Raw genomic sequence first — 26,834 nt, 5'->3', positions numbered from 1 at the left:
CATGATTCAAAGTTAATTTATGTAACTCTAAATCTCGCAACATAATGTCCAGTCTAATATAGTAAGTCCAAATCTAAAAAGCATCCCAATTGGGATGCTTTTTAATACTTGTAAATAAGTTTTGTGTTTAATCTAATATATTGTGTTCTGCAACAGTATTGTCATTTTCAGACATTAAAGCAAAAAACTTGTCAATGTTTGGAAGGATAACAATACGTGTTCTTCTATTTCTTGCTCTGTTTTTCCATGTTTTATTATCTGTTAGTGGTTGGTAGCTACTTCTACCTGAGGCTATCAGTTTTTCTGGAGAAACATCAAATTTGTTTTGCAATCTTCTAACTACAGATGTAGCTCTTAAAACACTTAAATCCCAGTTATCCGAAACTCTTTCAGTGTTAATTCCTCTAGAATCCGTATGACCTTCTACCATAACATCTAAGCTAGGTTCAGAATTTATAACATCTGCTAGTTTTGCTAAGATTTTATCTGCTTTAGAGCTTACTACGTAGCTTCCACTATTAAATAACATTTTGTCTGAAATAGAAATCATAACTACGGTTTCGTTAATATTTACAGAAATATCATCGTCTTCATCAATATGGTTGGCGTTAATTGTTTTCTCCAAGTTATAAGCAACAGCTAAATTCATAGAATCTTTTAGTGTTTTAGCTTGACTTAGTTTAGCAGCATCAACATGTGCTAATGTAGCACGCATTTTGGCTTTAGCATTATTAGAGATAACCGTGCCGTTTCCTAGCGCTTCAAATTTAGAATTGCTTTCTTCGGTTATTACTCCAATATCTTCTTTTAGAGACGATATTTTGGTGTTATACTCGTTTACTCTAGTTTGGATTTTCGCAAATTTAGTTTCTAGGTCTTCATTTGCTACTTGAGTTTTTTGTAATTCACTTTTAATTTCTCCATTTTCGTGTTCTAAAGCCATGTATTTCTTTTTTGAAACACAAGAAAAAGTGAGGGCAACTAATAATAAAATTGAAATTTTCTTCATAATAAAAAGCTTTTGGTTTATAACATTTATTTACGACGAAAAGCTAATTATAGACGTTAAGATGTGATTTATTTGTTTTTTGTAGTCTTTTTAAATGTTTTACAGTGTTTAAAACACTGAATATTAGATGTGTATAATAAAAAAGCACACTTAAAAAAAGTGCGCTTTATATACTTATTTCAAACAACTAGTTTACTTATACTGACATAAATAAGCTGTTTGTTCAGATACTTTTACTTGAAATTTTTCATTAGCTTCAATTTCGTAGGAGGCTCCGGCTTTATAAGTTGTCCATTCGGAACTGTTAGGTAATTTAACCGTCATTTCTCCTTCAACAACATGCATGGTTTCATGCGTAGATGTTCCAAATTCATATTCGCCAGCTTCCATAACGCCGACAGTAGATTTTCCTGTTGTTGATGTATAGCCTAAAGATTTTACGTTGCCTTCAAAATATTCGTTTGTAGAAATCATTTGCAATTTTTTATTTAAATGGTTATTAAGAATTCATCTCATAATTGAATAGTACAGATTGCAAATGTAAACCTTTTTATGAGTCAATAAGATGTTTTTTATGATACAACAACCATCAATATTATGTTTTGAGAGGATTAATTTTCTATTACAACTACTTTGTACTATATTAATGGCGGTTTTAGAATATTAATTAAATAATAATGTATGATCAGAAAGTCTTTATTCTTCGGACTTTTAATTGTCTTGGGCATTTCGCTTTACTTGAATCCAAATTTTAAAACAATTTCTGCTGGAGTTGCTATTTTACTTTTTGGGATGATAATGTTAGAAGAGGGCTTTAGAGTTTTTACTAAAGGCCCATTACAAAATATCTTAAAAAATGCTACAAATAAACTTTATAAAAGTATTACAGCAGGGGCTCTAGTAACGGGATTAATACAATCGAGTTCTTTAGTGTCGGTTATTACCATATCTTTTATAAGTGCAGGCTTAATTTCTTTAGGAGGAGGTTTGGGGTTGATTTTTGGAGCCAATATAGGAACTACGGCTACGGCTTGGTTAGTTGCAGGCTTTGGACTAAAAATAAAGATAGCAGCCTTAGCAATGCCCATGCTTGTTTTTGGGGTTGTTTTTTCTTTTCAAAAAAAACCATCACTTAAAGGTATTGGGAATGTTTTAGCTGGACTAGGCTTTTTCTTTCTAGGTATTCATTATATGAAAGAAGGATTTGATGTTTTTAAAGAATACATAGATTTATCTCAATATGCAGTTTCTGGGTTTTTAGGAGTCCTTATTTATACGGGACTAGGTATCATTATTACCACCATTTTACAATCTAGTAGTGCAACCTTAGCACTAATTTTAACAGCTTTAGCGGCTGGGCAAATTGAATATGAAAACGCTTTGGCATTGGCAATTGGTGCAAATGTAGGTACAACCATAACAGCAATTTTAGGGGCTTTGGGCTCAAATAGTGCTGGTAAAAGGCTGGCTGTTGCCCATTTTATTTTTAATATTATAACGGGTCTGGTAGCCATAGTCTTTATATTTCCATTGGCAAGATTAGTAAATAATTTTTCAGAAATATTATATATTGCCTCAACAAACTATACTTTGAAATTAGCACTGTTCCATACTATATTTAATGTTATTGGTGTTGTTTTAATGATTCCTTTTATTAAAAGGTTAGAGCGTTTTTTAATGCGTTTCTTTAAAGATAAACGTGATAAAGAAATTAGCGAGCCTAAATACCTTAATCCAGCGGTGTTAAAATTTCCTGGAACTGTTATTTCAGCATTATTAAATGAATCTAAATATTTATTTAAGAATAGTGTTTTTGAAATTGTAGCCCATGCATTAAATATTCATAGAGCGGATATAATATCTGATAAAAAACTAAAAAAGGTTATCAAAAAATCGAACATTGATTTAAAAACAAATGTTGATGATTTATATTATAGTAAGGTTAAAATTATCTATGGTGAAATTATAAAATATGCTTCAACGGCTCAAGGTACTTTAAGCTTGAATGATAGGCAAACAAAGGCTATTACAGATATAAAAATAGCCAATAGAAAAATGGTTGAAATTATTAAAGATGTTAGAGAGTTAAATAAAAACATCACTATGGTTTTAAATTTAGAAAACAAATACTTGCAAAATGAATACGACAGTTATAGAAAAAAAATAACCAAAGTCTTACGCGTGATATATTTATTCAGAACTGAAGATAATGCCGGGAAATATGCGCTTCAACTAAAGCAATTAAAGAAGGAAGCAAAAATTAATATTAGACAAAGTAACAAATCTATAGATAGACTGATAAGAAAAAATTTAATTACAGCAGAAATGGCTTCATCATTGTTTAATGATTATGCGAATGTAAATGATATGATTGAAAAATTAATTGATGTCGCAGAATTGTTATATGGTAAAAAAGATTCTTTACTAGAAGAACCATCTGAAAATGAAAACACCACGAAATAGAAGTTTTATTCAGTGGTGTTTATGTGATTTTTTTATTTGTTATTCTGCTTTTTCTATTCCGATTTCCTCACTTTCAACAACCGAAATTGTTGCAGGTTCAATAGAGCTATCGTGTGCGCCATGATACTCTTCAAGCAAGTTCATGGTTGCGTTTATTAGATCTTTTGTTTCTAATAGCACACTAAAATATAATGTAGTATTTTTCGGACTCGATTCTTCATTACGCGTTCGTTCAACTTGTTTCTGAATTTTTTCTTTAACTATAGCATAAACCTCAGCCTTTTCATTTAAAATAGTACCAATTTGTTCAAAAGAGTGAGATTTGAATGCAACTTCAGTATCACTAAACAAAATTTCCAGTTTATCGTCGATCACTTTCAGCTCCTTAATTTGACTGAATTTAAGTTTTTTGTGATTATTATTGATGTGCTTATGGCTCACTTTAGAAATGTATTCTAAAGATTGTGTCATGTCCTGCAGATGTCCTAAAATATTAATATAAAAATTACTTGCGTCAACACTAGTTTCATCTAGGTTTTTGATAAAATAGAAGATGTTATCTCTTAAATCATCAACTTCAGCAGTTAGTTTTACTACTTGTTTTTTACTCTTTTTAAGCAATGACAAATCCTGTTTGGCAAGCCCTACAATTGCATTAGAGTAAATTCTATTAGTTCTCTTTACAACGTTAGCTATGTTTTTCGCGCTTTCATGTATAACCCCTTGAACTGAACTACTTTCTGCCTTTGTTAGACTGTCTTCCTCAATAGTCTTTGTTGATTTTTTCTTATGAGAGGTGTAGTTTCTGTATAATAAAATAAAAGTTAGCAAAAGCAATATTGGAATTATTACACTTGGGTTCCAGTTAATCAAGAACACCACAAGACCCGCAGCAACAAATGCGCCAAGAGCAGTACCAAACCATCCTCCAATAACATTTAGTACTCCAGCAACACGATAAACAGCACTTTCTCTTCCCCAAGCTCTATCTGCTAATGAAGTACCCATGGCAACCATAAATGTAACGTATGTTGTTGATAGTGGTAATTTCATTGAGGTTGCAATAGCAATTAAGACCCCTGCTACCATTAAATTAACCGAAGCACGGATCATATCGAATGCAGGTGCATCAATACTTTGATCTTTTGTCATTACAATGTTTGGTTTTTCAAAACTCTTATCTACGAATTTTTGAACTGGTTCAGGCACAATTACACTAAAGTAATTAGATAATTGTGTTGTTCCTTTAACAATGGCTCTCGATAGGCGGTTAGGTTCAAATTTGTCGTGCGTATCGCCTTGTCGCGATAAGCTTATTTCTGTTTCTGCAACAGTTTTTGCTTTTTTAGAAAACCATAACGTTAGTACCATAATGCCACCTGCTATAAAAAGTAGTATAGGTTCAGCAGGTACTTTCTTTTCTAATACGGCCATTGACATAGTTGCGTCCATTCCACCAGCTACCCAAGCTTCATATGAATGATATGCTGCCATTGGTACGCCAATAAAATTCACTAAGTCGTTTCCAGAAAATGCTAATGCCAATCCAAATGTTCCAACTGCAATTACAACAAGTAAAATGGTTTTTTTAGAAAGCTTCTCGAATATGAACGAAAACAAGGTCCAGAAAACAAAACTGCCTACAATAATAAAAACTTCATTACCTTCTACTATACTTTTTAAGTCCTTATAATAGGGTGTTCCTTTTAGACCTTTAAGGAAAATGAAATAGGTTATAGCTGTTAAAGCTACTCCTCCAAAAATTACACCAAAACTCTTTATTTTTTTCTCGTAATTAAATGTAAATATCATTCTTGATATCCATTGTACAAAAGCGCCAACAGAGAATGCAATGACTACTGATAGCAAAATACCAGAAATGATTTCAATTGCTTTTTCTGTATTAATATAGGTCGCTAGATCTGAGAAAGTTTGAGTCTCAGAATTACTAATTTTAATTAAGGACATGACCACAGCAGCTCCCAATAAATTAAAAACAATCGAAACCGTAGTTGATGTTGGAAGACCAAGTGTATTAAAGAAGTCTAATAATAAAATATCTGTAATCATTACAGCCATAAAAATTAGCATAATCTCGCCAAATTCAAACTGAGCAGGTACAAAAATCCCTTTTCTAGCAACTTCCATCATTCCACTCGAAAATACGGCACCAATGAAAATCCCTAGACTCGCAACTATCATAATTGTACGTAACGAAATGGCCTTAGAACCGATTGCGGAATTTAAGAAGTTAATAGCATCATTACTTACGCCAACAACAATATCAACAACAGCCAAAACCGTTATGGCAATTAACATAAATAAATAAATATTATCCATAATTTAGTTATAATTAGTCTGCAAATATCTTATGCACGTTTGGTTATTAGGTTATCTTAATGTTATGTTTTTAAAAATGTATATCGAATTGTAATCGATACATTAATTCATTGTTTCCGCCATTAATTTCTAAATGACTTATATCAGATTGAACTTTTAAGCTATGGCCCACAATATACTTAGAAATGCCCAAAGTATATTGAGTTTCTGGATTTTTTCCAGTAATATTTTTATCTAATTCTATGTTGGTGTAACGACCAGAAACTTCCCAATCGTTTTTTAATAAAAATCCAGTTTGCACGTTTAAACCGTGGCCTACTTGTACTTCGTCTCCAGTTAATGTGCCATCGGAGTTTTTAGCAAAAGGATCTTTAGCATCCCTATTAGAGTATTCTGCCATTAAAGAAAAGCCATTATATTTAAACATGGCATCGATAAAGAGAGTGTTTATATTGGTTTCAAAAAAACCAGTATCTGTTACCATATAAGAACCTTGGTTACTTCTGGTTTTAACCGCATTGTTATTATGATCATAACTTACAGCTAAGGATAGTTTAGGCGTATTTTCTCGTTTTAAATCAGCGCCTTTATAGTCGCCTTTACTTTTAAATTGTCCAAAAGGGAATAGTTCTATTCGACCGGTATATTGGTGACCGCCTAAGTTTCCAGTGGTAATGTTTCTGCCTTCACCTTGTGCTAAAGAGAATATTTCTTTTACGACAAATTTATCTGAAAGATTAAAATGATGTCTTAATTGAAAACCGAAGTCGCGATCAATCGTAAACCGACTATTTAATAATGAACGGTCTACTTGTTGAAGATTTGCTGAAGATATAACACGCTCTCTGTTTCCAGGAAGTTTTGTTTGACCAAACCAAATCACGAAATTTTGATGAAAATTCCACATTAAAACGGCATCTAGGATATATCTAGGTGCATTACTTGTGAACTGTGATGCGCCAGATTGGTCTCTGTTTGATAACCCTAATTCAATTTTATATTTTAATTTTGGGCTATAAGCAAAACCATCAAATTTTAAACGAGATCTTCGAGTCAAAAAACTGGCTTCGCCACTTTCTCCTTCTTCCCAGGTTGAAGTTCCTAGAAGTTGTGCTCTTAAGCCGACTCTCATAGTCCATGAACTATCTTTCCCAACAATATTGAAAAGACCTTTTCCGAATTTACCTGATTTAATTTCTTGTGCGCTTAAAGATGTAATTGCAAATAGAAGCGCCGCGATAAGGGTAATTTTAGTTTTCATTGTATTTATTAGTTTTTGTCGGTGCAAATAACTAAAATCAATGTTAACTTAATGTTTCTAAATGATTAATTTTAGAACAAAAAAGACTGCCTCGGCCAAAGGCAGTCTCATTAGAAATCATGATAATGTAGTCGACAAAAACTAATAGATTATATGAAATACTAATTGTTTTGTCTCAAGACGTTACAAATATCGAGGTTTAAGGTAATCTTAATGTAACCTCTATATTAAGTAATTATTAATATTCCAATGTTAAATCTTTGCTTTTAAGATACTGGTAGTTAGTTTTTTGAAGATTTAATGTTAATTTAATGTTATGTGAAAGTTGTGTAAATGTTATCGAATTTGTATCTTTATACTATAATGTTAAAACCCCCATAATTATGAAGAAATTATTATTTGTTTTTGCCTTTTTAATTACTGTGGTTTCTTTTGCTCAGCAAAAGAGAGAATTAAAACTTAATAAAGACACAAATTTAATTGATGTTGTTTATTATCATGACAATGGTGTTGTAAGCCAAACTGGATCTTACACAGCAGATGGTAAACTTCAAGGTGTTTGGTTAAGCTTTAACACAGAAGGCAAGAAAACAGTTTCTGCAAATTATGATAATGGAAAAAAAGTCGGCAAATGGATTTATTGGATTGACGGAACTAAAAAGGAAGTCAAGTATGAAAATAATGTCGCTTCGCTTTAATGTATATGGCAAAGTGATAAGATAAAAAAAGCATCCTGATTTTCAGGATGCTTTTTTTTATGATAATTTGTTGTGTATGTAATTAGTTTCCAGTGGTCCAACTTGCTCCCCAGATTGCATAATCTGTACCTGTTGCATTCCCAATACCTGTCATAAAATCTGCATCAGCAAAGGTGTCACCTGTATCATTTTTAAGTTGTTTGGTAACATCCGTAAAGGTTACATTGGTAATATCTAAATCGCCGTTAATAACGCCTGTGCCTGTTGGGTTATCGCTATTTGCTCCAGCGTCTCCATCTAAATCAAAACCTTCAGCAAAACCTTCAATTAATATATTCTCAAATATACCTTGAGTTCCAGCTCTTAATCTTATTGCTTCGTTTCCTGTACTAGAACCTAAACCTACTATAGTCACATCTTTTACAGTTGGTTTAGACCAGAATTTAGGGTTAGATAAATTTCCTATATCAGTATTGTAACCATCACATTCAAAACCTTTATCGTGATCGGCTCCATGTTTAACATAGGCGTTGGTTACTTTACCTGTAAAACCTTCAGTCCAGTCAATAGAATCATCTTGACAGTTAATTACAACGGCATGATTTACCTCAACATTTCCTCCGAAAAATTCTATACCATCATCAGCACCTTCGTAAGCTTGAATGTAATCTACTGTTGTTCCAGCACCTACACCGTAAAAAGAGAATCCGTTGTTTTCAGAAGATCCATCAGCAGCGCCACCAGAATATTCTACACGTACATAACGAATAATTCCCGAACTATCAGAAGTCTCAGTTCCACCGTATGGTAAGCTTCCTATTTCAGAAGTAGAAGTCGCATTTCCTGTTACAGAGTTGATAGGCGCTTTTCCTAAGATAATTAAACCACCCCATTGTCCAGCAGCTGGATTTGAAGCTCCAGAAGTCATAACAATTGGGTTGGCAGCTGTACCATTGGCAATTATTTTTGCACCTTGTGATATGGCAATGTAAACATCAGCACCTGTTGCTATAGCTTTAACAGTAACACCTTCACCGATGATTAAATTAGCACCATTAGCCATAATTACTGGGCCGTTTATGGTGTATGTTTTGCTAGCTTCTAGCACTAAATCTGATGAATATTCCGCTGCGCTAATGGCTATTTCTTCGCCATTTCCACTGCCAGAGTTTTCGCCATTATTGTTGTTAATTATACTATTGTCAGTAATAATGATATCGGCAGTATCATCTGTTGAGCAAGAGTTAAAAAGCAGTGCCGTAATTGCTAGTCCTAATAATAAATTGTTTTTCATCGTTTCTAAGTTTATTTTTTCTTTTAGTTATTTAAAATTTATATTTTAATTGTAATCCTATGTTCATTCCTTTTTTATAATCTGATACGTCTTTTCCGTTAGGTGATGTTACTACAATATTGCCTTGAGTTGTTTCTCTAACGTATGTTATGTTTGGGTTTAATAGGTTTTTTGCAGCTAAATTAATTTCGAAGTTTTCACCTATTTTATTTTTTAGAATAAAGTCTAAGGTTGGTACTCCCTTTTCTATAACATTTCCTAATTGCCCCGATCCTAAGGCATCAATTCTATCAGAGAAATATGAAAATGCTAGTGTTGCAATGGGTTTGTAGTTTTCAAATGATGAAGGCGCGTAACTAATATCTGTATTGACAATTAAGGGAGATGCCCCTTGTAATTCTTCCTTGTCTTTAACAAAACTGACGTTAAAGTTACTACCAATGATGTCGCTATATAAATCTTGCTCTGTATGCATATAAGTTGCATTTAAGCCGATTGAAAGTTCTGGGTCATCATTTTCATTAACGATGATATTTTTTCTAATTTCTGCTTCAACACCATAAATTTGAGCTTTATCCCCAGTTCTGAAAAAACGTTGTGTCCCTGTTGCATCAAAAGCAACAACTTGGTTTATAGGATCTTCAATTTGTTTGTAAAATGCTCCGATAGAGATTAATTCGGATTTGGTTATAAACCATTCATATTTTAAATCAACGTTTAAAATTTTTGAATAAGACACGTCTTTTACATTGGTATAGTTAAACCCTTCTTTTTGACCTAGTAAATCTGGGTTACCGCCTATACGCTGTGATACACTTTCGTAAACAAAGGGAGCAACTTCTTTAAATTCTGGCAAGGATATGGTTTGACTTGCGGAAAATCGTAAGTTTTGGTCGTCGTTTAAAGCATGTTTTATGCTTAAACTAGGTAAAAACAATACATCGGATGCGGTAATATTGTCATTTCCGTTAACGCCAAGATTGATTACATCATATTCAATGTATTGATCAAAAGATTCAATTCTTATACCTGGTACGATAAGCCATTTTTCGCCAAAATTAATTTCAGCATTAAAATAACCTGCAAAAATATCCAACTTTCCTTTATACGTGTTTTCATCTAAACCAGGTCTGTTTGTATTGCCAAGGTTTGGATAAGGTTTAATGACTTTAATTTCATAAGTGCCTTCATTACTGGTTAGGTTCAAATTGTTTAAAGTAAAAAAGCTGTTTAAGTCGTTAACATTTTCTATGCCGCTATTATCAATAATATCATAGCCATATCTTACATTGTTAAAACGACGTTCTTTAGTTCTAGCATTATAACCAAGGTTTAGTTTGATTTTTTCTGTGGCTTTGTAAGTTAAGTTTAAGCGTCCGTTTAATTCTTCATCTTGTATATCTTGAAAATAACGTTGGTTATCAAAATCTACATTACTGTAAAAAATCGGGTTAGTGTTTGGGTCGTTATCTAGAGCGAATTGATAGTTTTCGAAACTTAAACGTTTTCTGTCTGGTTCATGAGCATTAACAAAGTTGTGCCCAAACCCCCAATCAACATCAATCTTGTCAAATTTATGTGTTCCAATAAGTTGGTTGACATAAATTAGGTTTTCATTAAATTGAATGTTTTGTTGATAGAACCCTTCATCAGTATTAGCAATAGCGTCTCTATTTCGTCCTTTTCCATCAATTCCAAAAAAACCAACTTTATCCGATGAACTATTCACAAATAAAGAATTAAACTTTAAAGTATTGCTGCTGTCTATTTTATGAATAATAGATGCCATGGCTGTGGTGGTCGTACCATATTCAAACTCTTCAGCTTCCTCAAAAGCTTTTTTCTCAACGTTTGTATAATCTATATTAGCTCCTTTTCTGTATTGAAAATCATTTTCAAACGATCCTGTGCCATAAAAGCTAAGTTTAGAACCATTTTCAAAAGTGAATGATTTTCCAAAAGACCCTCCAAAACTTGTATTTATTGGAGTCCCTGCATCAACAGGGTCAAATCCGTGTGATAAAATAACCGCAAAAGGGTCATGAGCATATCTATTGTAGAAACCAAAATGACCAGTACCTTCACTTCTTACAAAGTCCTTGCTAACAGCGTTGGTGTTAATTGAAGATCCAACACCAAAATTAAAAAAGCCATTTCCTTTATAGTCTTTTGAAGAGATATCTACGTTCCCAGCAGCAAAATCGCTATAAAATTTTGAGGAATATGCTTTACTAATAGATACGTTTTCAATAACATCGGATGAGAACAAATCAAGATCAATATTTTTCTTGCTAACATCATTTGATGGTAATGATAAACCATTCATGGTGGTATTTAAGTATCTATCACCTAAACCACGCACATAAACATTACTTGAACCTTCTTGTTTAGAGACTCCAGAAATTTTAGCAACTGCGCCTGCAGCATTACTAACACCTTTTCTCTCTAATTCTACCGCTCCAATACTTTGTTTTATTTCAACAGCTTTCTTTTGGTCTAATAATAAAGCGGTTTCACTTTCTCTTTTAGTGGTTGTTGTAATAAATACTTCATCTAAAGAAGCTGCACTCGCATTCATAATTACATTAACATCTATGGATTTTCCAGCTACAACATGGGCATTAATTTCTTGAGTTTCGTAACCAACAAAACTAAATATTAGAGTGTAAGATCCTGGCTCAATGTTTTCGAAACTGTACAAGCCATCAAAATCTGATGTTGTTCCAATAGTTGTTCCTTTTAAAAGCACATTGGCAAAGGCTAAGGGCTCATTATTATATTCTTTGTCCGTTAGCTTTCCTTTAAGCGAACCAGTACTTTGTGCATTTAAGAGTACCGTTGTAAAGAGTATAAATAATAGTATAAATTTTTTCATTAGTATATTTAAATTTCTCGTTGCAAAGAAACCACCGTATTGTAAAAAAGGTGTTACCTGGGGATTAAAGAACTGTAATAAAAGCGTTAGGTAAATGTTACGATATTGCTGTAATTATTGCTAGATGGTTACATTTAATTAACATTGAATTGCTAATACTTTGGTTTGGCGGTATTGAACTCATTTAAACTTTTTTGATTGAAGCTAAAAAGTTTAAAAGTTCATTGATAACTCTTCAATTTTCTTCTTATTGGAAGTGGTGGAATAGGAAAGTTATTGAATTAAAAAAGCAACTTTTCTTTTTGAGAGAAAGTTGCTTTCTTTATTATAGCAATTAATCTATATGTTATTTACTAGATAATTTTAATTGACTGAAGCCGAAGTTGTCTTTTTATCAGCGCTTGCCATAGCCATCATTAGGTCATCTAAAGATAGTGTACTTGCTGTTAAAGCTAATTTAATAGGAGTTGATTTTCCTGAAATCACTTTAGCCTCTGTTTCTTTGTTTTCATAGCCTGTAAAACTACATGTTAAAGTATAAGTGCCATCTTTTAAATTTTGAAATTTGAAAGCGCCATGCTCATCAGATAATACTTCTGCACCTGTTTCTTTAATGGAAACTTTAGCAAACATTAAAGGGGCATTATTTAATTCAATATCTAATAAATTTCCGCTTATGGATCCATTATTCTGAGCAAAAGTAAATGCTGATACAAAAAAAATGGCTGTAAGTATGATATATTTCATAGTTGAAATCTAAGTTCAAGTGCAAAGTAAACGTTTAATAGTAATCTTGGTGTTACCTAAAGTTTAAACAACTATGATTAAAATGTTACCTTAATGTTAAGCGATTTTATATTTAATTTTTAATAGGAAATGTTATCTTGCCTTCACATAAATTTTCACCATGAACTGGGAACAACTACTATCCTTAAAACGCTTTGGCGATACTAATAAACGTATAAGAAAAGAACAAGACGAAACCCGCTTAGGTTTTGAAGTAGATTACGATCGTGTCATTTTTTCTTCAGAATTCAGAAGTCTTCAAGATAAAACACAGGTTATTCCATTATCTCAAACCGATTTTGTGCATACGCGTTTAACACACAGTTTAGAGGTGAGTGTTGTTGGGCGATCACTCGGTAGAAGAGTAGGACAAAAACTATTAGAAAAACATCCGCATTTACAAAGTGTACACGGTTATCAAGCCAATGATTTTGGAGCAATAGTTGCTGCGGCAGCTTTAGCACACGATATTGGAAACCCACCATTTGGGCATTCAGGAGAAAAAGCCATTGGCGAGTTTTTTAAAACGGGTAATGGTAAACAATTCAAAAGCCAACTAACAGAAAAAGAATATCAAGATTTATGCGATTTTGAAGGCAATGCCAATGGATTTAAAATTTTAACCGAAAGCAGAGCAGGACGCCAAGGTGGATTACGATTAAGTTACGCCACACTTGGAGCATTTACAAAATACCCCAAAGAATCCCTGCCAAAAAAACCAACCAAACATATAGCAGATAAAAAGTATGGTTTTTTTCAGTCTGAAAAAGAAGCCTTTGTAGATGTCGCTAATGAGCTTGGTTTAGTAAAAAGAAGTACTAAAGATTTGAGTTTTTCGCGTCATCCTCTGGCGTTTTTGGTGGAAGCAGCCGATGATATCTGTTATACTATCATCGATTTTGAAGATGGGATTAACCTAGGGCTCATTCAAGAAGAATTTGCTTTAGAATACTTGTCTAAAATTATTAGAGATAACATAAAACCAGAAAACTATTATGCGCTTTCAACGAAAGAGGATCGTGTAGGGTATTTGCGTGCTTTGGCTATAGGCTCGCTTATAAATGAAGCTGTTGATATTTTTATGAAACATGAAGATGCTATTTTAAGTGGCGATTTCGATTGCGCCCTGCTAGATAAAAGTAAATACGAAGCACAAATAAACGATATTATTAAAATCAGTATAGAAAACATCTATCAATCCACAGAAGTTGTAGATAAGGAAATAGCTGGCTATGGCGTTATAAATACTTTATTAAACACCTATACAAGTGCTATAAACAACTGTTTTGATAATAGCGGTTCAAATTACGATAAACTTATTTTAAAAGGATTGCCAAAAACCATTCAAACCAACAATTCTAGCCTATACAGCCGTCTTTCAAGCGTGTGTTATTATGTGTCCTTACTGTCCGATAGTAAGGCGATACTGGATTACAAGAAGATAAAAGGTATTAGTTTTTAGGAAAATTATTTGGACGCCTGCCTGCCGGCAGGTTACTGCAAGGGTCGGGATTTTAAGCTTGTGAGTACTTGTTTAAAAAGAGTACCAGTAATTGATAACCTAAAACAGTTTTTCCTATTTAAACATTACTAATTTTAGCGATATAATTTGTGATAGACAATCTTAAATCTTTAATGGATTCTTTGTTTAACAGAAAATTCAATATTTAGATAAATTAATTCGTACATTAGCGATTGTCATAAATTTAATGTTTTCTCATATTTTAAATCTATTTATAGCCACAATATCAACCACCAAAACACTAAGCCTATATGAACACTTTTACTTTCAAACCATTTACCTTAATTTTTTCTCAAATTAGTTTTTACTCTAAAGAGATATTTTTATTACTTTTCATTTTGTCAAGCGGTACTATTGCTACTGCTCAGTCACATACTTTTTCAAGTTTTGATGCAGGTACACTTACAAGTGGAACAACAGGAGTATCCGTCCCATTAACTACAACTGGAATTACAGGAGATTATTTAATCTATGAAATATCAGCAGACTTTATTGGAACAGGAAATATGGCTTGGTCAAGCACTATTGAAATGGAATTAAACAATGGTGGCAGTGAAATATTTAAAGACGTTGATAAAGCAACTTCTGGGTCATTGGATAGCGGGAATGCTACAAAGCTGTACTGGACTGGAGTTTTAAACAAAAAATATATAGGGGGCGATAATTTAACGATACGCTTTTTTGATTCCTTTAATGATGCCTCTGGTCCATATACCTCTAATATAACCAATGTGGTAATTTCTATTTCGAAGGCAGACTCTCACTCTTTTTCGAGTTTTGATGCAGGTACGCTTACAAGTGGAACATCAGGAGTGTCCATCCCATTAACTACAACTGGGGTTATGGGAGATTATCTAATCTACCAAATATCAGCAGACTTTATTGGAACAGGAAATGTGGCTTGGTCAAGCACTATTGAAATGGAATTAAACAATGGTGGCAGTGAAATATTTAAAGACGTTGGCAAAGCAACTTCTGGATCATTGGATAGCGGGAATGCTACAACGCTCCACTGGACAGGAGTTTTAAACAAAAAATATATAGGGGGCGATAATTTAACGATACGCTTTTTTGATTCCTTTAATGATGCCTCTGGACCATATACTTCTAATATAACCAATGTTGTGGTTACTATTGCGAAGGCGAATCCTCACTCTTTTCCGAGTTTTGATGCAGGTACGCTAATAAGTGGAACAACAGGAGTGTCCGTACCATTAACAACAACTGGGGTTACGGGAGATTATTTAATCTACCAGATATCGGCAGACTTTGTTGGAACAGGAAATGTGGCTTGGTCAAGTACTATTGAAATGGGATTAAACGATGGTGGCAGTGAAATATTTAAAAACGTTGGTAAGGCAACTTTTGGATCACAGGATAATGGCAATGCTACAACATTAAATTGGATAGGAGTATTAAACAAAAAATATGTGGGAGGCGATGATTTAACAATTCGTTTTTTCGATTCGTTTAACGACCCCTCTGGTCCATATACCTCTAGCATAACCAATGTAAACATAGTCATTGCAAACTTTGACAATACAACCTTGAACGTAGAATCTTTGGATAGTAATACTAACTTTACAGTGTATCCCATTCCGTTTGAATATGAGGTGTTCGTTGATTATTCTTTTGATTATCAAACCGATGTTGCTATTCAATTATATGATCTTAAAGGCGTATTAATTAAAAGCGTTGTAAACAAAAACTATGTAATTGGTTCCCAATCTAAAACAAAACTAGATCTAACAGCCCTTGGTAACCAGATGTACTTTGTGAAGTTAATTACTAATAAAGGTATTAGCGTTAAAAAAATTATTTCTAAATAATAGAATAGTCTTGAGGAAAGTTATTTGGACGTTACCACAAGGGTCGGGCTTTACTCTACAAGTCCTCGCTTATACCTCGCCGTGGGCTTTCCGTGATAAAAAATCGTTTCAATGATTTTTTATCAAGCGTTAAACGAAGTTAGTTAATTTTTCTGACAAAGTCAAGGAAAGGTATTTACAAAAAATCTGTAAAAATGGTATTCAAATTCCCAACATCCAAACCAACAAGTTCTTGCAGTTCATCAACGCTACCATGTTCTATAAAAGCATCAGGAATCCCCAATGTTTTTATATTGTTTTTATAACCATTTTCCGAAGCAAATTCTAAAATAGCAGATCCAAAACCACCTTTAATAGCATGGTCTTCAACAGTAACAATTATATCGTATATTTTAAAAATAGTATGAAGTAAATTTTCATCTAAAGGCTTAATAAAACGCATATCGTAATGCGAAACGTTTAAATATTTAATGGCTTCTGTAACATTTAGCGCCATACTGCCAATACTTAAAACCGCCAAATTTTTACCTTTTTTAAGCTGAACACCTTTAGCAATTTCAATTTTAGAAAACGGTTGTTTCCAATCTATGGTAACCCCACGACCGCGAGGGTAACGAATAGCAATAGGAAACGCTAAACCAAATTGAGCTGTGTACATGATATTGCGTAACTCCACCTCGTTTCTAGGAGCAAATATGATGAGGTTCGGGATGCATCGTAAATAGCTTAAATCATAAACACCATGATGTGTTGCGCCATCTTCCCCAACTAGACCAGCACGATCTAAACAAAAAATAACAGGTAATTTTTGAAGGGCTACATCATGAATGATTTGGTCGTAGGCACGCTGTAAAAAGGTTGAATATATATTACAAAACGGAATCAATCCTTGGGTTGCCATTCCTGCTGCTAGTGTAACAGCGTGTTGTTCTGCTATGCCCACATCAAAAGCACGTTCGGGAATTTCTTCCATCATATATTTTAATGAGCTTCCCGTAGGCATGGCCGGTGTAATACCTACAATGTTTTTGTTTTGCTTGGCCAATTCTACAATAGTATATCCAAAAACATCTTGGTATTTTGGTGGCTGCACTTCAGTAGATTTTGCCGCTAGATCTCCAGTTTTGGCATCAAACTTTCCTGGAGCATGATATTTTACTTGGTCTACTTCAGCTTGCTTTAAACCTTTTCCCTTTTTAGTAATAATGTGCAAAAACTTAGGGCCTTTTACGGTTTTTAGCCGATTCAATTCTGAGATGATAGTATCAATATCATGCCCGTCAATGGGACCTGAATAATCAAAATTTAAAGCTTCAAAAATATTGTCCTGTTTTTGAGTGCCTTTTTTTACGTTGGTTAAATACATTTTTAAAGCGCCAACACTGGGGTCTATTCCAATAGCATTATCATTTAAAATAACTAACAAGTTTGCATTGGTAACACCAGCATGATTCAATCCTTCAAAGGCCATACCTCCAGCAATACTAGCATCACCAATTACAGCAATATGATGTTTGTCTTCGCCTTTTAATTGTGAGGCAATTGCCATGCCTAAAGCTGCCGAAATAGAGGTGGAGGCATGCCCAACACCAAAAGCGTCATAGTTACTTTCATCGCGCTTTGGGAAACCACTTATGCCTCCAAGTTGCCTGTTGGTGTGAAAATTATCTTGTCGTCCCGTTAAAATTTTATGTACGTATGCTTGGTGTCCAACATCCCAAATTAATTGGTCTTTTGGCGTGTTGAAAACGTAATGTAGTGCAATAGTTAATTCTACAACGCCCAAACTGGCTCCCAAATGCCCTTCTTTTGTGGCAACGATATTAATTATGAAGTCACGAAGTTCTTTTGCGAGTAGTTGTAAGTCCTCTTGCTTTAAAAGACGGAGTTCTTTGGGTGAATCAATAGTATTTAAAAGACTTTTTTGCACAGGGCAAAAGTACAAGAATCAATTTGTATTTTTGCTATCATGATAGAACCTTTTGATGATATTTATTTTATGAAAAAAGCACTTCAGGAAGCTGAATCTGCTTTTGAACAAGGTGAGATTCCTGTAGGTGCAGTTATTGTTATTGATAATAGAATAATTGCTAGAGGACATAATTTAACCGAAACTTTAACAGATGTTACGGCTCATGCAGAAATGCAAGCCATAACCGCTGCTACCAATTTTTTAGGTGGCAAATATCTTCAAAAATGTACGTTATATGTCACTTTGGAACCTTGCCAAATGTGTGCTGGCGCCTTGTATTGGAGTCAGATTTCTAAAATTGTATATGGCGCTAGGGATATGGAGCGTGGCTGTATAAACTTGAAAACGAAATTACACCCTAGGACAACAATTTCTGGTGGTGTTCTAGAAGAAGAAGCTTCAGCTTTAATGAAACGATTTTTTGTTGAAAAACGGAATTTGAATTGATTTTTATCACCTTGAACTTGTAAATACTGAATTTAAGTATTACAAATACAAAAATAAGAGAGTGAGTCCCTAACTGTCGGGAGTGATAACACCCAAAAACAAGCACAATACATTTTTGAAAATTTTTCAAAAAAAAAGTTTGTAATTCAAATTTTTGTATTTCATTTGTATTCTATTTAGCTGAACATTTTGAACTCTGTTTCTGTGTTCGGGCCTTTGAAAATTAGGAAGTCATATTCAAAAGCAGCTTATAGATTAAGCAACCGAATTTTAAAGCTAACTTCCGTGTCTCCAATACATGCTATACAGCATGAGTATCCCTTTGTGCCTACTACCCAGAAAGAGTTCCGTATTTGATATTGTTATTTTTTTATTGGCTTAACGTGTAGTTAATACACCAATTACATTTTTAACTTTTATTAAAAAATAACACATTGAATACAAAATATATTGATTTAATCAATCAAACTTTTGATTTCCCTCAGGAAGAATTTAAAGTTGATAAAGGACAGTTGCATTTTCACGGAATAGATCTAATGCAATTAACAAAACAGTATGGCGCACCGTTGAAATTCACATACTTACCACAAATATCTAACAATATTAATAAGGCTAAGAAGTGGTTTGCAAATGCTATTGAGAAACACGATTACAAGGGCAACTACAACTATTGCTATTGCACAAAAAGTTCTCATTTTAAACATGTTTTAAATGAGGCTTTAAAGAATAACATCCATATAGAAACGTCTTCGGCTTTTGATATTGATATTGTAGAGCGTTTAAAGGCTGAGGGTAAAATTACTGATGACGCGTTTATAATTAGCAACGGGTTTAAGCGCGCACAGTACATAACAAATATTGCGCGTTTGATTAATAATGGTCATAAAAATGCCATTCCTATTATTGATAACTACGAGGAAATTGATTTGCTGTCAAAAGAAATTGACGGGAAGTTTAATGTTGGTATTAGAATAGCTTCTGAAGAAGAGCCAAAGTTTGAATTCTATACCTCGCGTTTGGGTATTGGCTACAAAAATATTGTACCGTTTTACAAGAATCAAATTGCAAATAATGAAAAGGTTGAGCTTAAAATGCTTCACTTTTTTATCAATACAGGCATTAGAGATAACGCCTATTACTGGAACGAACTTTTAAAATGTTTGAAGGTGTATACAAGTTTGAAAAAGATTTGCCCCACACTTGATAGTTTAAATATAGGTGGCGGTTTCCCGATAAAAAACTCTTTGGCTTTTGAGTTTGATTACGAGTATATGATTGATGAAATTGTAAATCAAATTAAATTGACTTGTGAGGAAGAAGGTGTTGAAGTACCAAATATTTTTACAGAATTTGGAAGTTTTACTGTTGGCGAAAGTGGAGGTGCTATTTACGAAGTGTTGTACCAAAAACAGCAAAACGACCGTGAGAAATGGAACATGATAAACTCATCTTTCATTACAACCTTACCAGATACTTGGGCAATTAATAAACGTTTTATTTTATTGGCTGTTAACCGTTGGCAAGATAGTTATGAGCGTGTGTTATTAGGCGGATTGACTTGCGATAGTGATGATTATTATAACAGCGAGCAGCACATGAACGCCATTTATATGCCAAAATACAATAAAGACAAACCTTTATATATTGGTTTTTTCAATACAGGCGCTTACCAAGAAACTATTGGTGGTTTTGGCGGTTTGCAGCACTGTTTAATTCCTTCGCCAAAGCATATTTTAATTGATAGAGATGAAGACGGAAATATAACAACAAAATTATTTAGCGAACAACAAAAAAGTGAAGACTTGCTTAAAATATTAGGTTATGATATGCCTCAGAAAGTTAAGACTGAAAAAGAGGTATTAGAAACAACTGAAACTTACTATTAAAAAATGACAAATACATACGCTGGAATTCCAGATGAATTAGCAAAATTAGAGCAAGCAAAAATTGTTTTAATTCCCGTGCCTTATGATGGTACAAGTACATGGCAAAAAGGTTCTGATAAAGGGCCAAAAGCTTTTTTAGAAGCTTCAGAAAACATGGAGCTTTATGATATTGAAACGGGTACTGAAGTATATCATCAAGGTGTGTTTTTAGCTGATGCCGTTACGGAAAATGCATCGCCAGAAACTATGGTTGAAGCTGTACACCAAGCTACTAAAACATACATTAAAAAGAATAAGTTTGTAACTATCTTTGGTGGAGAGCATTCAGTTTCTATAGGAACTATTCGTGCATTTAACGAGATGTTTCCAAGTTTGACTGTTTTGCATATTGATGCGCATGCCGATTTGCGAAAAGAATACGAAGGTTCTGCCTGCAATCACGCTTGTGCGGTTTATGAAGCGAGCCAAAACACCAATTTAATTCAAGTTGGGATTCGTTCTATGGACATCATGGAGAAAACGGTAATGGACGAAGAGAAAATGTATTTTGCTCATAATATGGCTGTGGATGATTCTTGGATGGATTCTGCTATTGATCAAATGACCGACAATGTATTCATCACTTTTGATTTAGATGCCTTTGATCCTTCTATAATGCCAAGTACAGGAACTCCAGAGCCAGGAGGTTTATTATGGTATGAAACTCTAGATTTTTTAAAGCAAGTTTTTGAAGAGAAAAATGTGGTAGGATTTGATATTGTTGAATTATGCCCTGATGAAAAAGAAAAATCTTCAGACTTTCTAGCAGCAAAATTATATTATAAGATGCTGAGTTATAAATTTATGAATGATGATGCAGGTGATGATTACGATAACGCTTATAATAATTCAGAACAAAAAAAGAACACTTTAAAATTTACTGACGATGACAACTACTAAGGGACCTATTTCTCAATTTATAGAGAAACATTATTTACACTTTAATGCAGCAGCTTTAGTGGATGCAGCAAAAGGGTATGAAGCACAATTGGATAATGGTGCAAAAATGCTTGTGTCTCTAGCTGGAGCAATGAGTACGGCGGAATTAGGTAAAAGTTTTGCAGAAATGATTCGTCAAGATAAAGTTCAGATTATTTCTTGTACAGGAGCAAACCTAGAGGAGGATATCATGAATTTGGTAGCACATTCACATTACAAACGTGTGCCTAATTATCGTGATTTAACACCACAAGAAGAATGGGGTTTGTTAGAAAAAGGACTAAATCGTGTTACAGATACTTGTATTCCTGAGCATGAAGCCTTTCGTAGATTACAAGAACATATTGTAAAAATTTGGAAAGATGCAGAAGCCAATGGTGAGCGTTACTTACCACATGAATATATGTACAAAATGTTATTGTCAGGCGTTTTAGAGCAATATTATGAAATTGATTTAAAAGATTCTTGGATGTATGCTGCTGCTGAAAAAAACCTGCCTATAGTATGCCCAGGTTGGGAAGATAGTACCATGGGTAATATTTTTGCAAGCTATGTTTTAAAAGGCGAATTGAAAGCAAGCACTATGAAATCTGGTATTGAATATATGACGTTTTTAGCAGATTGGTATACCAATAATTCTAAGAATGGTATTGGCTTCTTCCAAATTGGCGGGGGTATTGCTGGCGATTTTCCAATATGTGTGGTACCTATGTTGTATCAAGATATGGAGCGCACTGACACACCGTTTTGGAGTTATTTTTGTCAAATTTCAGATTCAACTACTAGTTACGGCTCGTATTCTGGTGCCGTGCCAAATGAAAAAATTACTTGGGGTAAATTAGATATTAATACTCCAAAGTTTATTATTGAAAGTGATGCTACCATTGTAGCGCCTTTAATTTTTGCTTATTTACTAGATCAATAAAATATCATGGATATAAAAAATATTGAAAATATAGAGCTTAAGTACCTAACTGTTGATGATTTTGAGGAATTAAAAGCAGCTACGTTAGAGTCTTATGGCGGTGTACTTAATTCTTATTGGAAAAAACATCATATTGAGGAATTGACCTCAATGTTTCCAGAAGGACAAGTTATCATAAAAATAGATGGTGATATTGCAGGTTGTGCATTATCTCTTATTGTAGATTATGATAGTATTGATGATGAGCATACTTATGAAGATATTATTGGCGGAGAATCTTTTAAAAATCATCACGCTGATGGAGATGTGCTTTATGGTATAGATGTTTTTATAAAGCCTGAATATAGAGGTTTGCGTTTAGGAAGACGCTTGTATGATTACAGAAAAGAAGTTTGTGAAAACCTAAATTTAAAAGGGATTGTTTTTGGAGGAAGAATGCCAAACTATCATAAACATAAAGAGCTTACACCTAAGGAATATATTGAAAGAGTTAAACGTAAGGAAATTTATGATCCTGTTTTAAACTTTCAGATTTCTAATGATTTTCATCCAGTTCGAATTTTAAAAGGGTATTTAGAAGGTGATACGGCTTCCAACGAATATGCCGTGTTAATGGAATGGGATAATATTTATTATACCAAACCAAATAAAAAGGCATCTACAGTTAAAACTGTTGTGCGATTGGGGTTAATTCAATGGCAAATGCGACCGTATAAAACCTTGGAGGATTTAATGCAGCAAGTAGAGTATTTTATAGATAGTGTTGCTGCTTATAGATCAGATTTTGCTGTGTTTCCAGAGTTTTTTAATGCGCCTTTAATGGCTGAATTTAATCATTTGCATGAGTCTCAAGCCATCAGGAAATTAGCGGAATATACTCAGACTATTGTAGATAAATTGAAGCAATTGTCCATTTCGTATAATATTAATATCATATCTGGTAGTATGCCAGAAGTGGTTGATGATAAATTGTATAATGTTGGTTATTTATGCAGAAGAGACGGAAGTTTTGAACGTTATGAAAAAATCCATGTTACACCAGACGAAGCTAAGGTTTGGGGCATGCAACGCGGTAATAAATTACAAACCTATAATACCGATTGCGGAAAAATAGGGATTTTAATCTGTTATGATTCTGAGTTTCCTGAATTGGCACGTTTGCTCTCAGATGAAGGTATGGATATTTTGTTTGTTCCTTTTTTAACGGATACGCAAAACGGGTATTCTCGAGTTAGGCTATGTTCTCAAGCTCGTGCTATCGAAAATGAATGTTATGTGGCTATATCAGGAAGTGTTGGTAACTTGCCTAATGTAAATAATATGGATATTCAATATGCGCAATCGGCAGTGTTTACACCATGTGATTTCTCGTTTCCCAGTAATGGTATTAAGGCAGAAGCTACCACAAATACTGAAATGATATTGGTGGCTGATGTTGATTTGAGTTTATTAAGAGAGTTACACTCTTTTGGAGCTGTTAAAAATTTAAAAGATAGAAGAAAAGATTTTTATGATGTTATTCGTGTAAAATAAGGATAAATAGTATCTTTAACTTATAACTAACTTTTTTACCCCATAAATATGAAAAATAGAAACGATAATTTAAAACGTGTTATCGTAGACTTTAAAAAGCTAACTCCAGAGATTTTAGCTTTATTAGTTGAAAGATATCCTGATGGCTATGATGATGACCAAATCATATCTTTCAAGAACCAGCATAATGAAATAATTGAAGCAGTTGAGGTCATTACTGAAGATACTAAATATTTAGTAAAAGTAAGTACTAAATTGGCGTTGACTATGGAGAATTATGATGAGGATGATTATGAAGATTTTGATAATGATGATCCAGAAGCAGTGCAAGACCCTAATCTGACTGATGAAAGCACAGAAGATAACGATTAATATATTTATAGAAACATGAGAATTGCCACTTTTAAGTCTTACAAAAAGGGATATTACACCTTTTGGTTTGAAAATGGAGAAGAATTAGTTTTTGAAGACGTACACCCACGTGTTTTAAAACAATACGATTTAAAAAACAATACAGAATTAATTGATCAAGAATTCAGATTAACATTTGTTGAAGATGTTGATGGCGATGATGTTTATTATAGAGTGGAAAGCTTAAAACCTATTGCGGTTTAATCGAAAAAGAATTCCTCGAGGCTATCCCTCGGGGTTTTAATTCAAGAAGTTCTTTATTTAGCATTGTTTTGTCTTTAAGAATTTGTCGGGCTCAATCTAAAAAGGAGTAGACTATATATAAATTTTAAATGAGTTCAATAATTTAATTTAAAATATCATGAATATGAAAGCAAAAAATTTAGTTGTATTAAGTGTTCTAATGGTTTTATTGTTAACACTTACCAGTTTTAAAACAGCAACGATTTCAAATGATACTATTAGTGAATCATTAATTCAAGACGGATTAATTGTTTATGCTACTTATGATGGGTATGAAGATTATGGCTATAATTTTATAACTAAAGATAAGGCTGGAGATGAGCAAACGCTTACATTCCAAATAATAGAAGAAGCCGTGTTAAAAACCTTCGATTTAAACTCAGAGGATTTTGTGGGAACAAAGTTTAAAATCACTTTTAATAGAAATATTAAGTTTTCCAAAGATGCTGATGGTATGGATGATGAAGATGAGATAAATATGATTACCAATTTAGAAAAACTATAATTATCCTTGTTGTGCTGTCCCGATAACTATCGGGATCGTTTCAGCATCTCTTTTTAATTTGAAGAAGTTTCTGGAATACACTTCGACTAAGTTCAGATTGATAATAAAAATTATTTAGGCTTCCTTTTTGGAGGCCTTTTTTATAAATACTTCCCAAATAAACATGCCGTAAACAATGGCGTACTCTAAAGCAATAACCCACAGGTTTTCGGATTTATCGGCTTTATCAATATTTACGTAAGCTAAATAACTTAGTATAATTACAAAACTCCAAACTAATGGAAATTTATATTTTGTAAATACCGATAAAATTAAAAGCGTAGCCACATACCAAGGATGGACCGTGGTGGTTGTAAAATAGTAAAAAGACAATACCAGCAACATGGCTGTAACACCTTCTACTGTGGTTTTGTTCTTTCTGAAAAAGGTGATGATAAGAACAAGCAAAACAACAATAATAGGCGTTACTTTTCCAATAAGAGCAATTTCGTTGTAGCCTCTAAAAGTATATCCAATTGCCCTGGCTATGTAATATAAACTCCCATTAAACTCGAAATTCTGAAACCAAAGGGCTACGGTTTGGGAATAGTTATTTATGAATTCTGAAGAATAAAAAGGTGAAAAAAGAAGAAACGTGGTCATGATAACGATGCTGTAAAACCCAATGAGTTTTGTCAAGTTGAGCGCAGTCGAAACCTCATTTACGTCAATGCTAGGGGTAAGCTTAGCATGTACTGAGCGCAGTCGAAGTGTGGCAATATCTTCCTTTTGATTAGATAACCTCACTGCATTCGCAGAGGCGTTACAATTGTCCCCTTGAGGGGACTTTAGGGGTGTTTTTGTTACCGTCTTTGAACCCCTAAAAACAAACCACTGAAAAAACAAAGGCAAAAAGATTAAAGGAATCAATTTAACCGAAATAGATAATGCCAAAACAACCGCAGCAAATGGCCATTTTCCAATATGTAATAAATACAAGCTCCAAATTAAAAAGAAGATCATGACACCCTCAAAATGCAAGTTGCCTGTAAGTTCTATAATGATAAACGGATTTAAAACATACCAGAATATATGATGAACCGGCATATTTAGTTTTTCCAATAGTTTTTTGCCAAAATGCAGGGTCCCAAAATCGGCGGCAATAATGAGTAAGCGCATGGCTATGGCAGAACCTAAAATACTTTTACCAGCAAAAAATGCTGCAATAGTAAAACAGAGTTGATTTATAGGCGGGTAATTTGTAAAATGACTAGCATTTAATGCGCCCATACCTGCTCGTAATTCTTGGGCTTGTGCCACAGGGAATTCACCTTGACGCATAAACGATTCTACCGTAAATACATAAGGGTTAATACCCTCTAAAATCATTCTGCCATCCCAAATAAATCGGTAAAAATCTTGTGATAGGTTTGGTATGGCTATTATAAAAATGGCTCTAAATGCAAAAGCCAAATAGGTTAAGGCTTTGGTGTTATGTTTTAAAATCTGTAATAGTTTATAAAACAAAAAGAATAACGCCACATACAAGCCTATTAACTTTATATAGTCTGTTCTAACCAAGTCGTACGCAAAAGCCCAATAGAATAAAATACTCGATAACACCATTAATAATGGCATTTTATTAAGTTTTAAAAAAGAGGGGGTTAAAAGCATGTTCCAAATATAAGATTAATTGTTTGTCGATTAAAAGCGATAATAATAATTGAATATCTATTCCGCGTTAGCGATTGTAGCGGCATCCTTTTTAAAAGATGGAAGCAATAAGATTGGTGATAACTAAAAAATCGACAGATTGCTGTGTCGCTGACATATTGCAATGACCTTTTAAAAAGATATAGTGGAAAGCGCTACCCTTAA

At 33.5% G+C, this 26,834-nt stretch carries 21 protein-coding genes; 12 read left to right on the top strand and 9 right to left on the bottom strand.

Translation table 11 applies throughout. The features are described 5' to 3' along the window. Positions 1–127 precede the first annotated feature (127 nt). Positions 128–1,009 (bottom strand): OmpA family protein, encoded by an 882-nt coding sequence (locus ABD935_RS11990; protein ID WP_345192313.1) that lies wholly within the window; start codon positions 1,007–1,009, stop codon positions 128–130. 192 nt (positions 1,010–1,201) lie between these two features. Continuing rightward, on the bottom strand, positions 1,202–1,483 hold the full coding sequence (gene ppnP / locus ABD935_RS11985; protein WP_345192312.1) for a pyrimidine/purine nucleoside phosphorylase: 282 nt from the start codon (positions 1,481–1,483) through the stop codon (positions 1,202–1,204). Positions 1,484–1,690: 207 nt separating this feature from the next. Between ppnP and ABD935_RS11980 the strand changes: the two genes are divergently transcribed. Further along, the gene (locus ABD935_RS11980) at positions 1,691–3,472 is read left to right on the top strand and encodes a Na/Pi cotransporter family protein (protein WP_345192311.1); all 1,782 of its coding nucleotides are present in this window, start codon (positions 1,691–1,693) and stop codon (positions 3,470–3,472) included. 39 nt (positions 3,473–3,511) lie between these two features. On the opposite strand, the gene ABD935_RS11975 is transcribed toward ABD935_RS11980, so the two are convergent. Both ABD935_RS11975 and ABD935_RS11970 read right to left on the bottom strand, forming a co-directional pair. Continuing rightward, positions 3,512–5,812 carry an inorganic phosphate transporter gene (locus ABD935_RS11975; protein ID WP_345192310.1) on the bottom strand — a complete coding sequence of 767 codons (2,301 nt, stop codon included), beginning with the start codon at positions 5,810–5,812 and terminating at the stop codon, positions 3,512–3,514. A 70-nt stretch (positions 5,813–5,882) separates the two neighbouring features. Then, positions 5,883–7,073 carry a porin gene (locus tag ABD935_RS11970; RefSeq protein WP_345192309.1) on the bottom strand — a complete coding sequence of 397 codons (1,191 nt, stop codon included), beginning with the start codon at positions 7,071–7,073 and terminating at the stop codon, positions 5,883–5,885. Between the two features lie 383 nt (positions 7,074–7,456). Here ABD935_RS11970 and ABD935_RS11965 point away from each other — a divergent pair, with 383 nt between their 5' ends. Then, the gene (locus ABD935_RS11965; protein WP_345192308.1) at positions 7,457–7,771 is read left to right on the top strand and encodes a toxin-antitoxin system YwqK family antitoxin; all 315 of its coding nucleotides are present in this window, start codon (positions 7,457–7,459) and stop codon (positions 7,769–7,771) included. A gap of 82 nt (positions 7,772–7,853) precedes the next feature. Here ABD935_RS11965 and ABD935_RS11960 read toward each other — a convergent pair whose 3' ends face one another. From ABD935_RS11960 to ABD935_RS11950, 3 genes are all read right to left on the bottom strand, one after another. Next, positions 7,854–9,065: a multidrug transporter gene (locus ABD935_RS11960; RefSeq protein WP_345192307.1), complete on the bottom strand. Its 1,212-nt coding sequence runs from the start codon at positions 9,063–9,065 to the stop codon at positions 7,854–7,856. A gap of 31 nt (positions 9,066–9,096) precedes the next feature. Beyond that, on the bottom strand, positions 9,097–11,940 hold the full coding sequence (locus ABD935_RS11955; RefSeq protein WP_345192306.1) for a TonB-dependent receptor: 2,844 nt from the start codon (positions 11,938–11,940) through the stop codon (positions 9,097–9,099). 363 nt (positions 11,941–12,303) lie between these two features. Then, positions 12,304–12,687 (bottom strand): carboxypeptidase-like regulatory domain-containing protein, encoded by a 384-nt coding sequence (locus tag ABD935_RS11950; RefSeq protein ID WP_345192305.1) that lies wholly within the window; start codon positions 12,685–12,687, stop codon positions 12,304–12,306. Between the two features lie 160 nt (positions 12,688–12,847). Here ABD935_RS11950 and dgt point away from each other — a divergent pair, with 160 nt between their 5' ends. Continuing rightward, positions 12,848–14,188, top strand: coding sequence for a dGTP triphosphohydrolase (gene dgt / locus ABD935_RS11945; protein ID WP_345192304.1), 1,341 nt, complete (start codon positions 12,848–12,850; stop codon positions 14,186–14,188). A 311-nt stretch (positions 14,189–14,499) separates the two neighbouring features. Next, the gene (locus ABD935_RS11940; protein ID WP_345192303.1) at positions 14,500–16,077 is read left to right on the top strand and encodes a T9SS type A sorting domain-containing protein; all 1,578 of its coding nucleotides are present in this window, start codon (positions 14,500–14,502) and stop codon (positions 16,075–16,077) included. Between the two features lie 175 nt (positions 16,078–16,252). Here ABD935_RS11940 and dxs read toward each other — a convergent pair whose 3' ends face one another. Further along, entirely contained in the window at positions 16,253–18,007 is a 1,755-nt protein-coding gene (gene dxs, locus ABD935_RS11935; RefSeq protein ID WP_345192302.1) for a 1-deoxy-D-xylulose-5-phosphate synthase, read from the bottom strand. A gap of 39 nt (positions 18,008–18,046) precedes the next feature. Here dxs and ABD935_RS11930 point away from each other — a divergent pair, with 39 nt between their 5' ends. The 8 genes from ABD935_RS11930 (at position 18,047) to ABD935_RS11895 (ending at position 24,977) form a co-directional block, all read left to right on the top strand. Continuing rightward, positions 18,047–18,496, top strand: coding sequence for a nucleoside deaminase (locus ABD935_RS11930; RefSeq protein ID WP_345192301.1), 450 nt, complete (start codon positions 18,047–18,049; stop codon positions 18,494–18,496). Between the two features lie 434 nt (positions 18,497–18,930). Continuing rightward, positions 18,931–20,382: an arginine decarboxylase gene (locus tag ABD935_RS11925; protein WP_345192300.1), complete on the top strand. Its 1,452-nt coding sequence runs from the start codon at positions 18,931–18,933 to the stop codon at positions 20,380–20,382. A 3-nt stretch (positions 20,383–20,385) separates the two neighbouring features. Continuing rightward, positions 20,386–21,321 (top strand): agmatinase, encoded by a 936-nt coding sequence (gene speB, locus ABD935_RS11920; RefSeq protein ID WP_345192299.1) that lies wholly within the window; start codon positions 20,386–20,388, stop codon positions 21,319–21,321. Next, entirely contained in the window at positions 21,308–22,285 is a 978-nt protein-coding gene (locus tag ABD935_RS11915; RefSeq protein WP_345192298.1) for a deoxyhypusine synthase family protein, read from the top strand. The genes speB and ABD935_RS11915 overlap by 14 nt, the downstream gene beginning before the upstream one ends. A 6-nt stretch (positions 22,286–22,291) precedes the next feature. After that, positions 22,292–23,818, top strand: a complete 1,527-nt coding sequence (locus tag ABD935_RS11910; protein ID WP_345192297.1) for a bifunctional GNAT family N-acetyltransferase/carbon-nitrogen hydrolase family protein — start codon at positions 22,292–22,294, stop codon at positions 23,816–23,818. A gap of 48 nt (positions 23,819–23,866) precedes the next feature. Further along, entirely contained in the window at positions 23,867–24,190 is a 324-nt protein-coding gene (locus ABD935_RS11905; RefSeq protein WP_345192296.1) for a hypothetical protein, read from the top strand. A 15-nt stretch (positions 24,191–24,205) separates the two neighbouring features. Then, a complete protein-coding gene (locus ABD935_RS11900; protein WP_345192295.1) occupies positions 24,206–24,433 on the top strand; it encodes a hypothetical protein in 228 nt (75 codons plus the stop codon). Positions 24,434–24,596: 163 nt separating this feature from the next. Beyond that, positions 24,597–24,977: a hypothetical protein gene (locus tag ABD935_RS11895; RefSeq protein WP_345192294.1), complete on the top strand. Its 381-nt coding sequence runs from the start codon at positions 24,597–24,599 to the stop codon at positions 24,975–24,977. Positions 24,978–25,091: 114 nt separating this feature from the next. On the opposite strand, the gene ABD935_RS11890 is transcribed toward ABD935_RS11895, so the two are convergent. Beyond that, positions 25,092–26,630 (bottom strand): MptA/MptB family glycosyltransferase, encoded by a 1,539-nt coding sequence (locus tag ABD935_RS11890; protein WP_345192293.1) that lies wholly within the window; start codon positions 26,628–26,630, stop codon positions 25,092–25,094. Positions 26,631–26,834: the final 204 nt, after the last annotated feature.

It is taken from the genome of Algibacter agarivorans (genome assembly GCF_039543245.1).
Classification (GTDB): Bacteria; Bacteroidota; Bacteroidia; order Flavobacteriales; family Flavobacteriaceae; genus Algibacter_G; species Algibacter_G agarivorans.
Note: the sequence above shows the minus strand (reverse complement) of the source record. Positions and strands in the feature narration are given on the sequence as shown.

Coding starts and splice junctions, on each gene's coding strand:
- ABD935_RS11990 (WP_345192313.1), bottom strand. CDS start 1,009: ATGAAGAAAATTTCAATTTTATTATTAGTTGCCCTCACTTTTTCTTGT.
- ppnP (WP_345192312.1), bottom strand. CDS start 1,483: ATGATTTCTACAAACGAATATTTTGAAGGCAACGTAAAATCTTTAGGC.
- ABD935_RS11980 (WP_345192311.1), top strand. CDS start 1,691: ATGATCAGAAAGTCTTTATTCTTCGGACTTTTAATTGTCTTGGGCATT.
- ABD935_RS11975 (WP_345192310.1), bottom strand. CDS start 5,812: ATGGATAATATTTATTTATTTATGTTAATTGCCATAACGGTTTTGGCT.
- ABD935_RS11970 (WP_345192309.1), bottom strand. CDS start 7,073: ATGAAAACTAAAATTACCCTTATCGCGGCGCTTCTATTTGCAATTACA.
- ABD935_RS11965 (WP_345192308.1), top strand. CDS start 7,457: ATGAAGAAATTATTATTTGTTTTTGCCTTTTTAATTACTGTGGTTTCT.
- ABD935_RS11960 (WP_345192307.1), bottom strand. CDS start 9,065: ATGAAAAACAATTTATTATTAGGACTAGCAATTACGGCACTGCTTTTT.
- ABD935_RS11955 (WP_345192306.1), bottom strand. CDS start 11,940: ATGAAAAAATTTATACTATTATTTATACTCTTTACAACGGTACTCTTA.
- ABD935_RS11950 (WP_345192305.1), bottom strand. CDS start 12,687: ATGAAATATATCATACTTACAGCCATTTTTTTTGTATCAGCATTTACT.
- dgt (WP_345192304.1), top strand. CDS start 12,848: ATGAACTGGGAACAACTACTATCCTTAAAACGCTTTGGCGATACTAAT.
- ABD935_RS11940 (WP_345192303.1), top strand. CDS start 14,500: ATGAACACTTTTACTTTCAAACCATTTACCTTAATTTTTTCTCAAATT.
- ABD935_RS11930 (WP_345192301.1), top strand. CDS start 18,047: ATGATAGAACCTTTTGATGATATTTATTTTATGAAAAAAGCACTTCAG.
- speB (WP_345192299.1), top strand. CDS start 20,386: ATGACAAATACATACGCTGGAATTCCAGATGAATTAGCAAAATTAGAG.
- ABD935_RS11915 (WP_345192298.1), top strand. CDS start 21,308: ATGACAACTACTAAGGGACCTATTTCTCAATTTATAGAGAAACATTAT.
- ABD935_RS11910 (WP_345192297.1), top strand. CDS start 22,292: ATGGATATAAAAAATATTGAAAATATAGAGCTTAAGTACCTAACTGTT.
- ABD935_RS11905 (WP_345192296.1), top strand. CDS start 23,867: ATGAAAAATAGAAACGATAATTTAAAACGTGTTATCGTAGACTTTAAA.
- ABD935_RS11900 (WP_345192295.1), top strand. CDS start 24,206: ATGAGAATTGCCACTTTTAAGTCTTACAAAAAGGGATATTACACCTTT.
- ABD935_RS11895 (WP_345192294.1), top strand. CDS start 24,597: ATGAAAGCAAAAAATTTAGTTGTATTAAGTGTTCTAATGGTTTTATTG.
- ABD935_RS11890 (WP_345192293.1), bottom strand. CDS start 26,630: ATGCTTTTAACCCCCTCTTTTTTAAAACTTAATAAAATGCCATTATTA.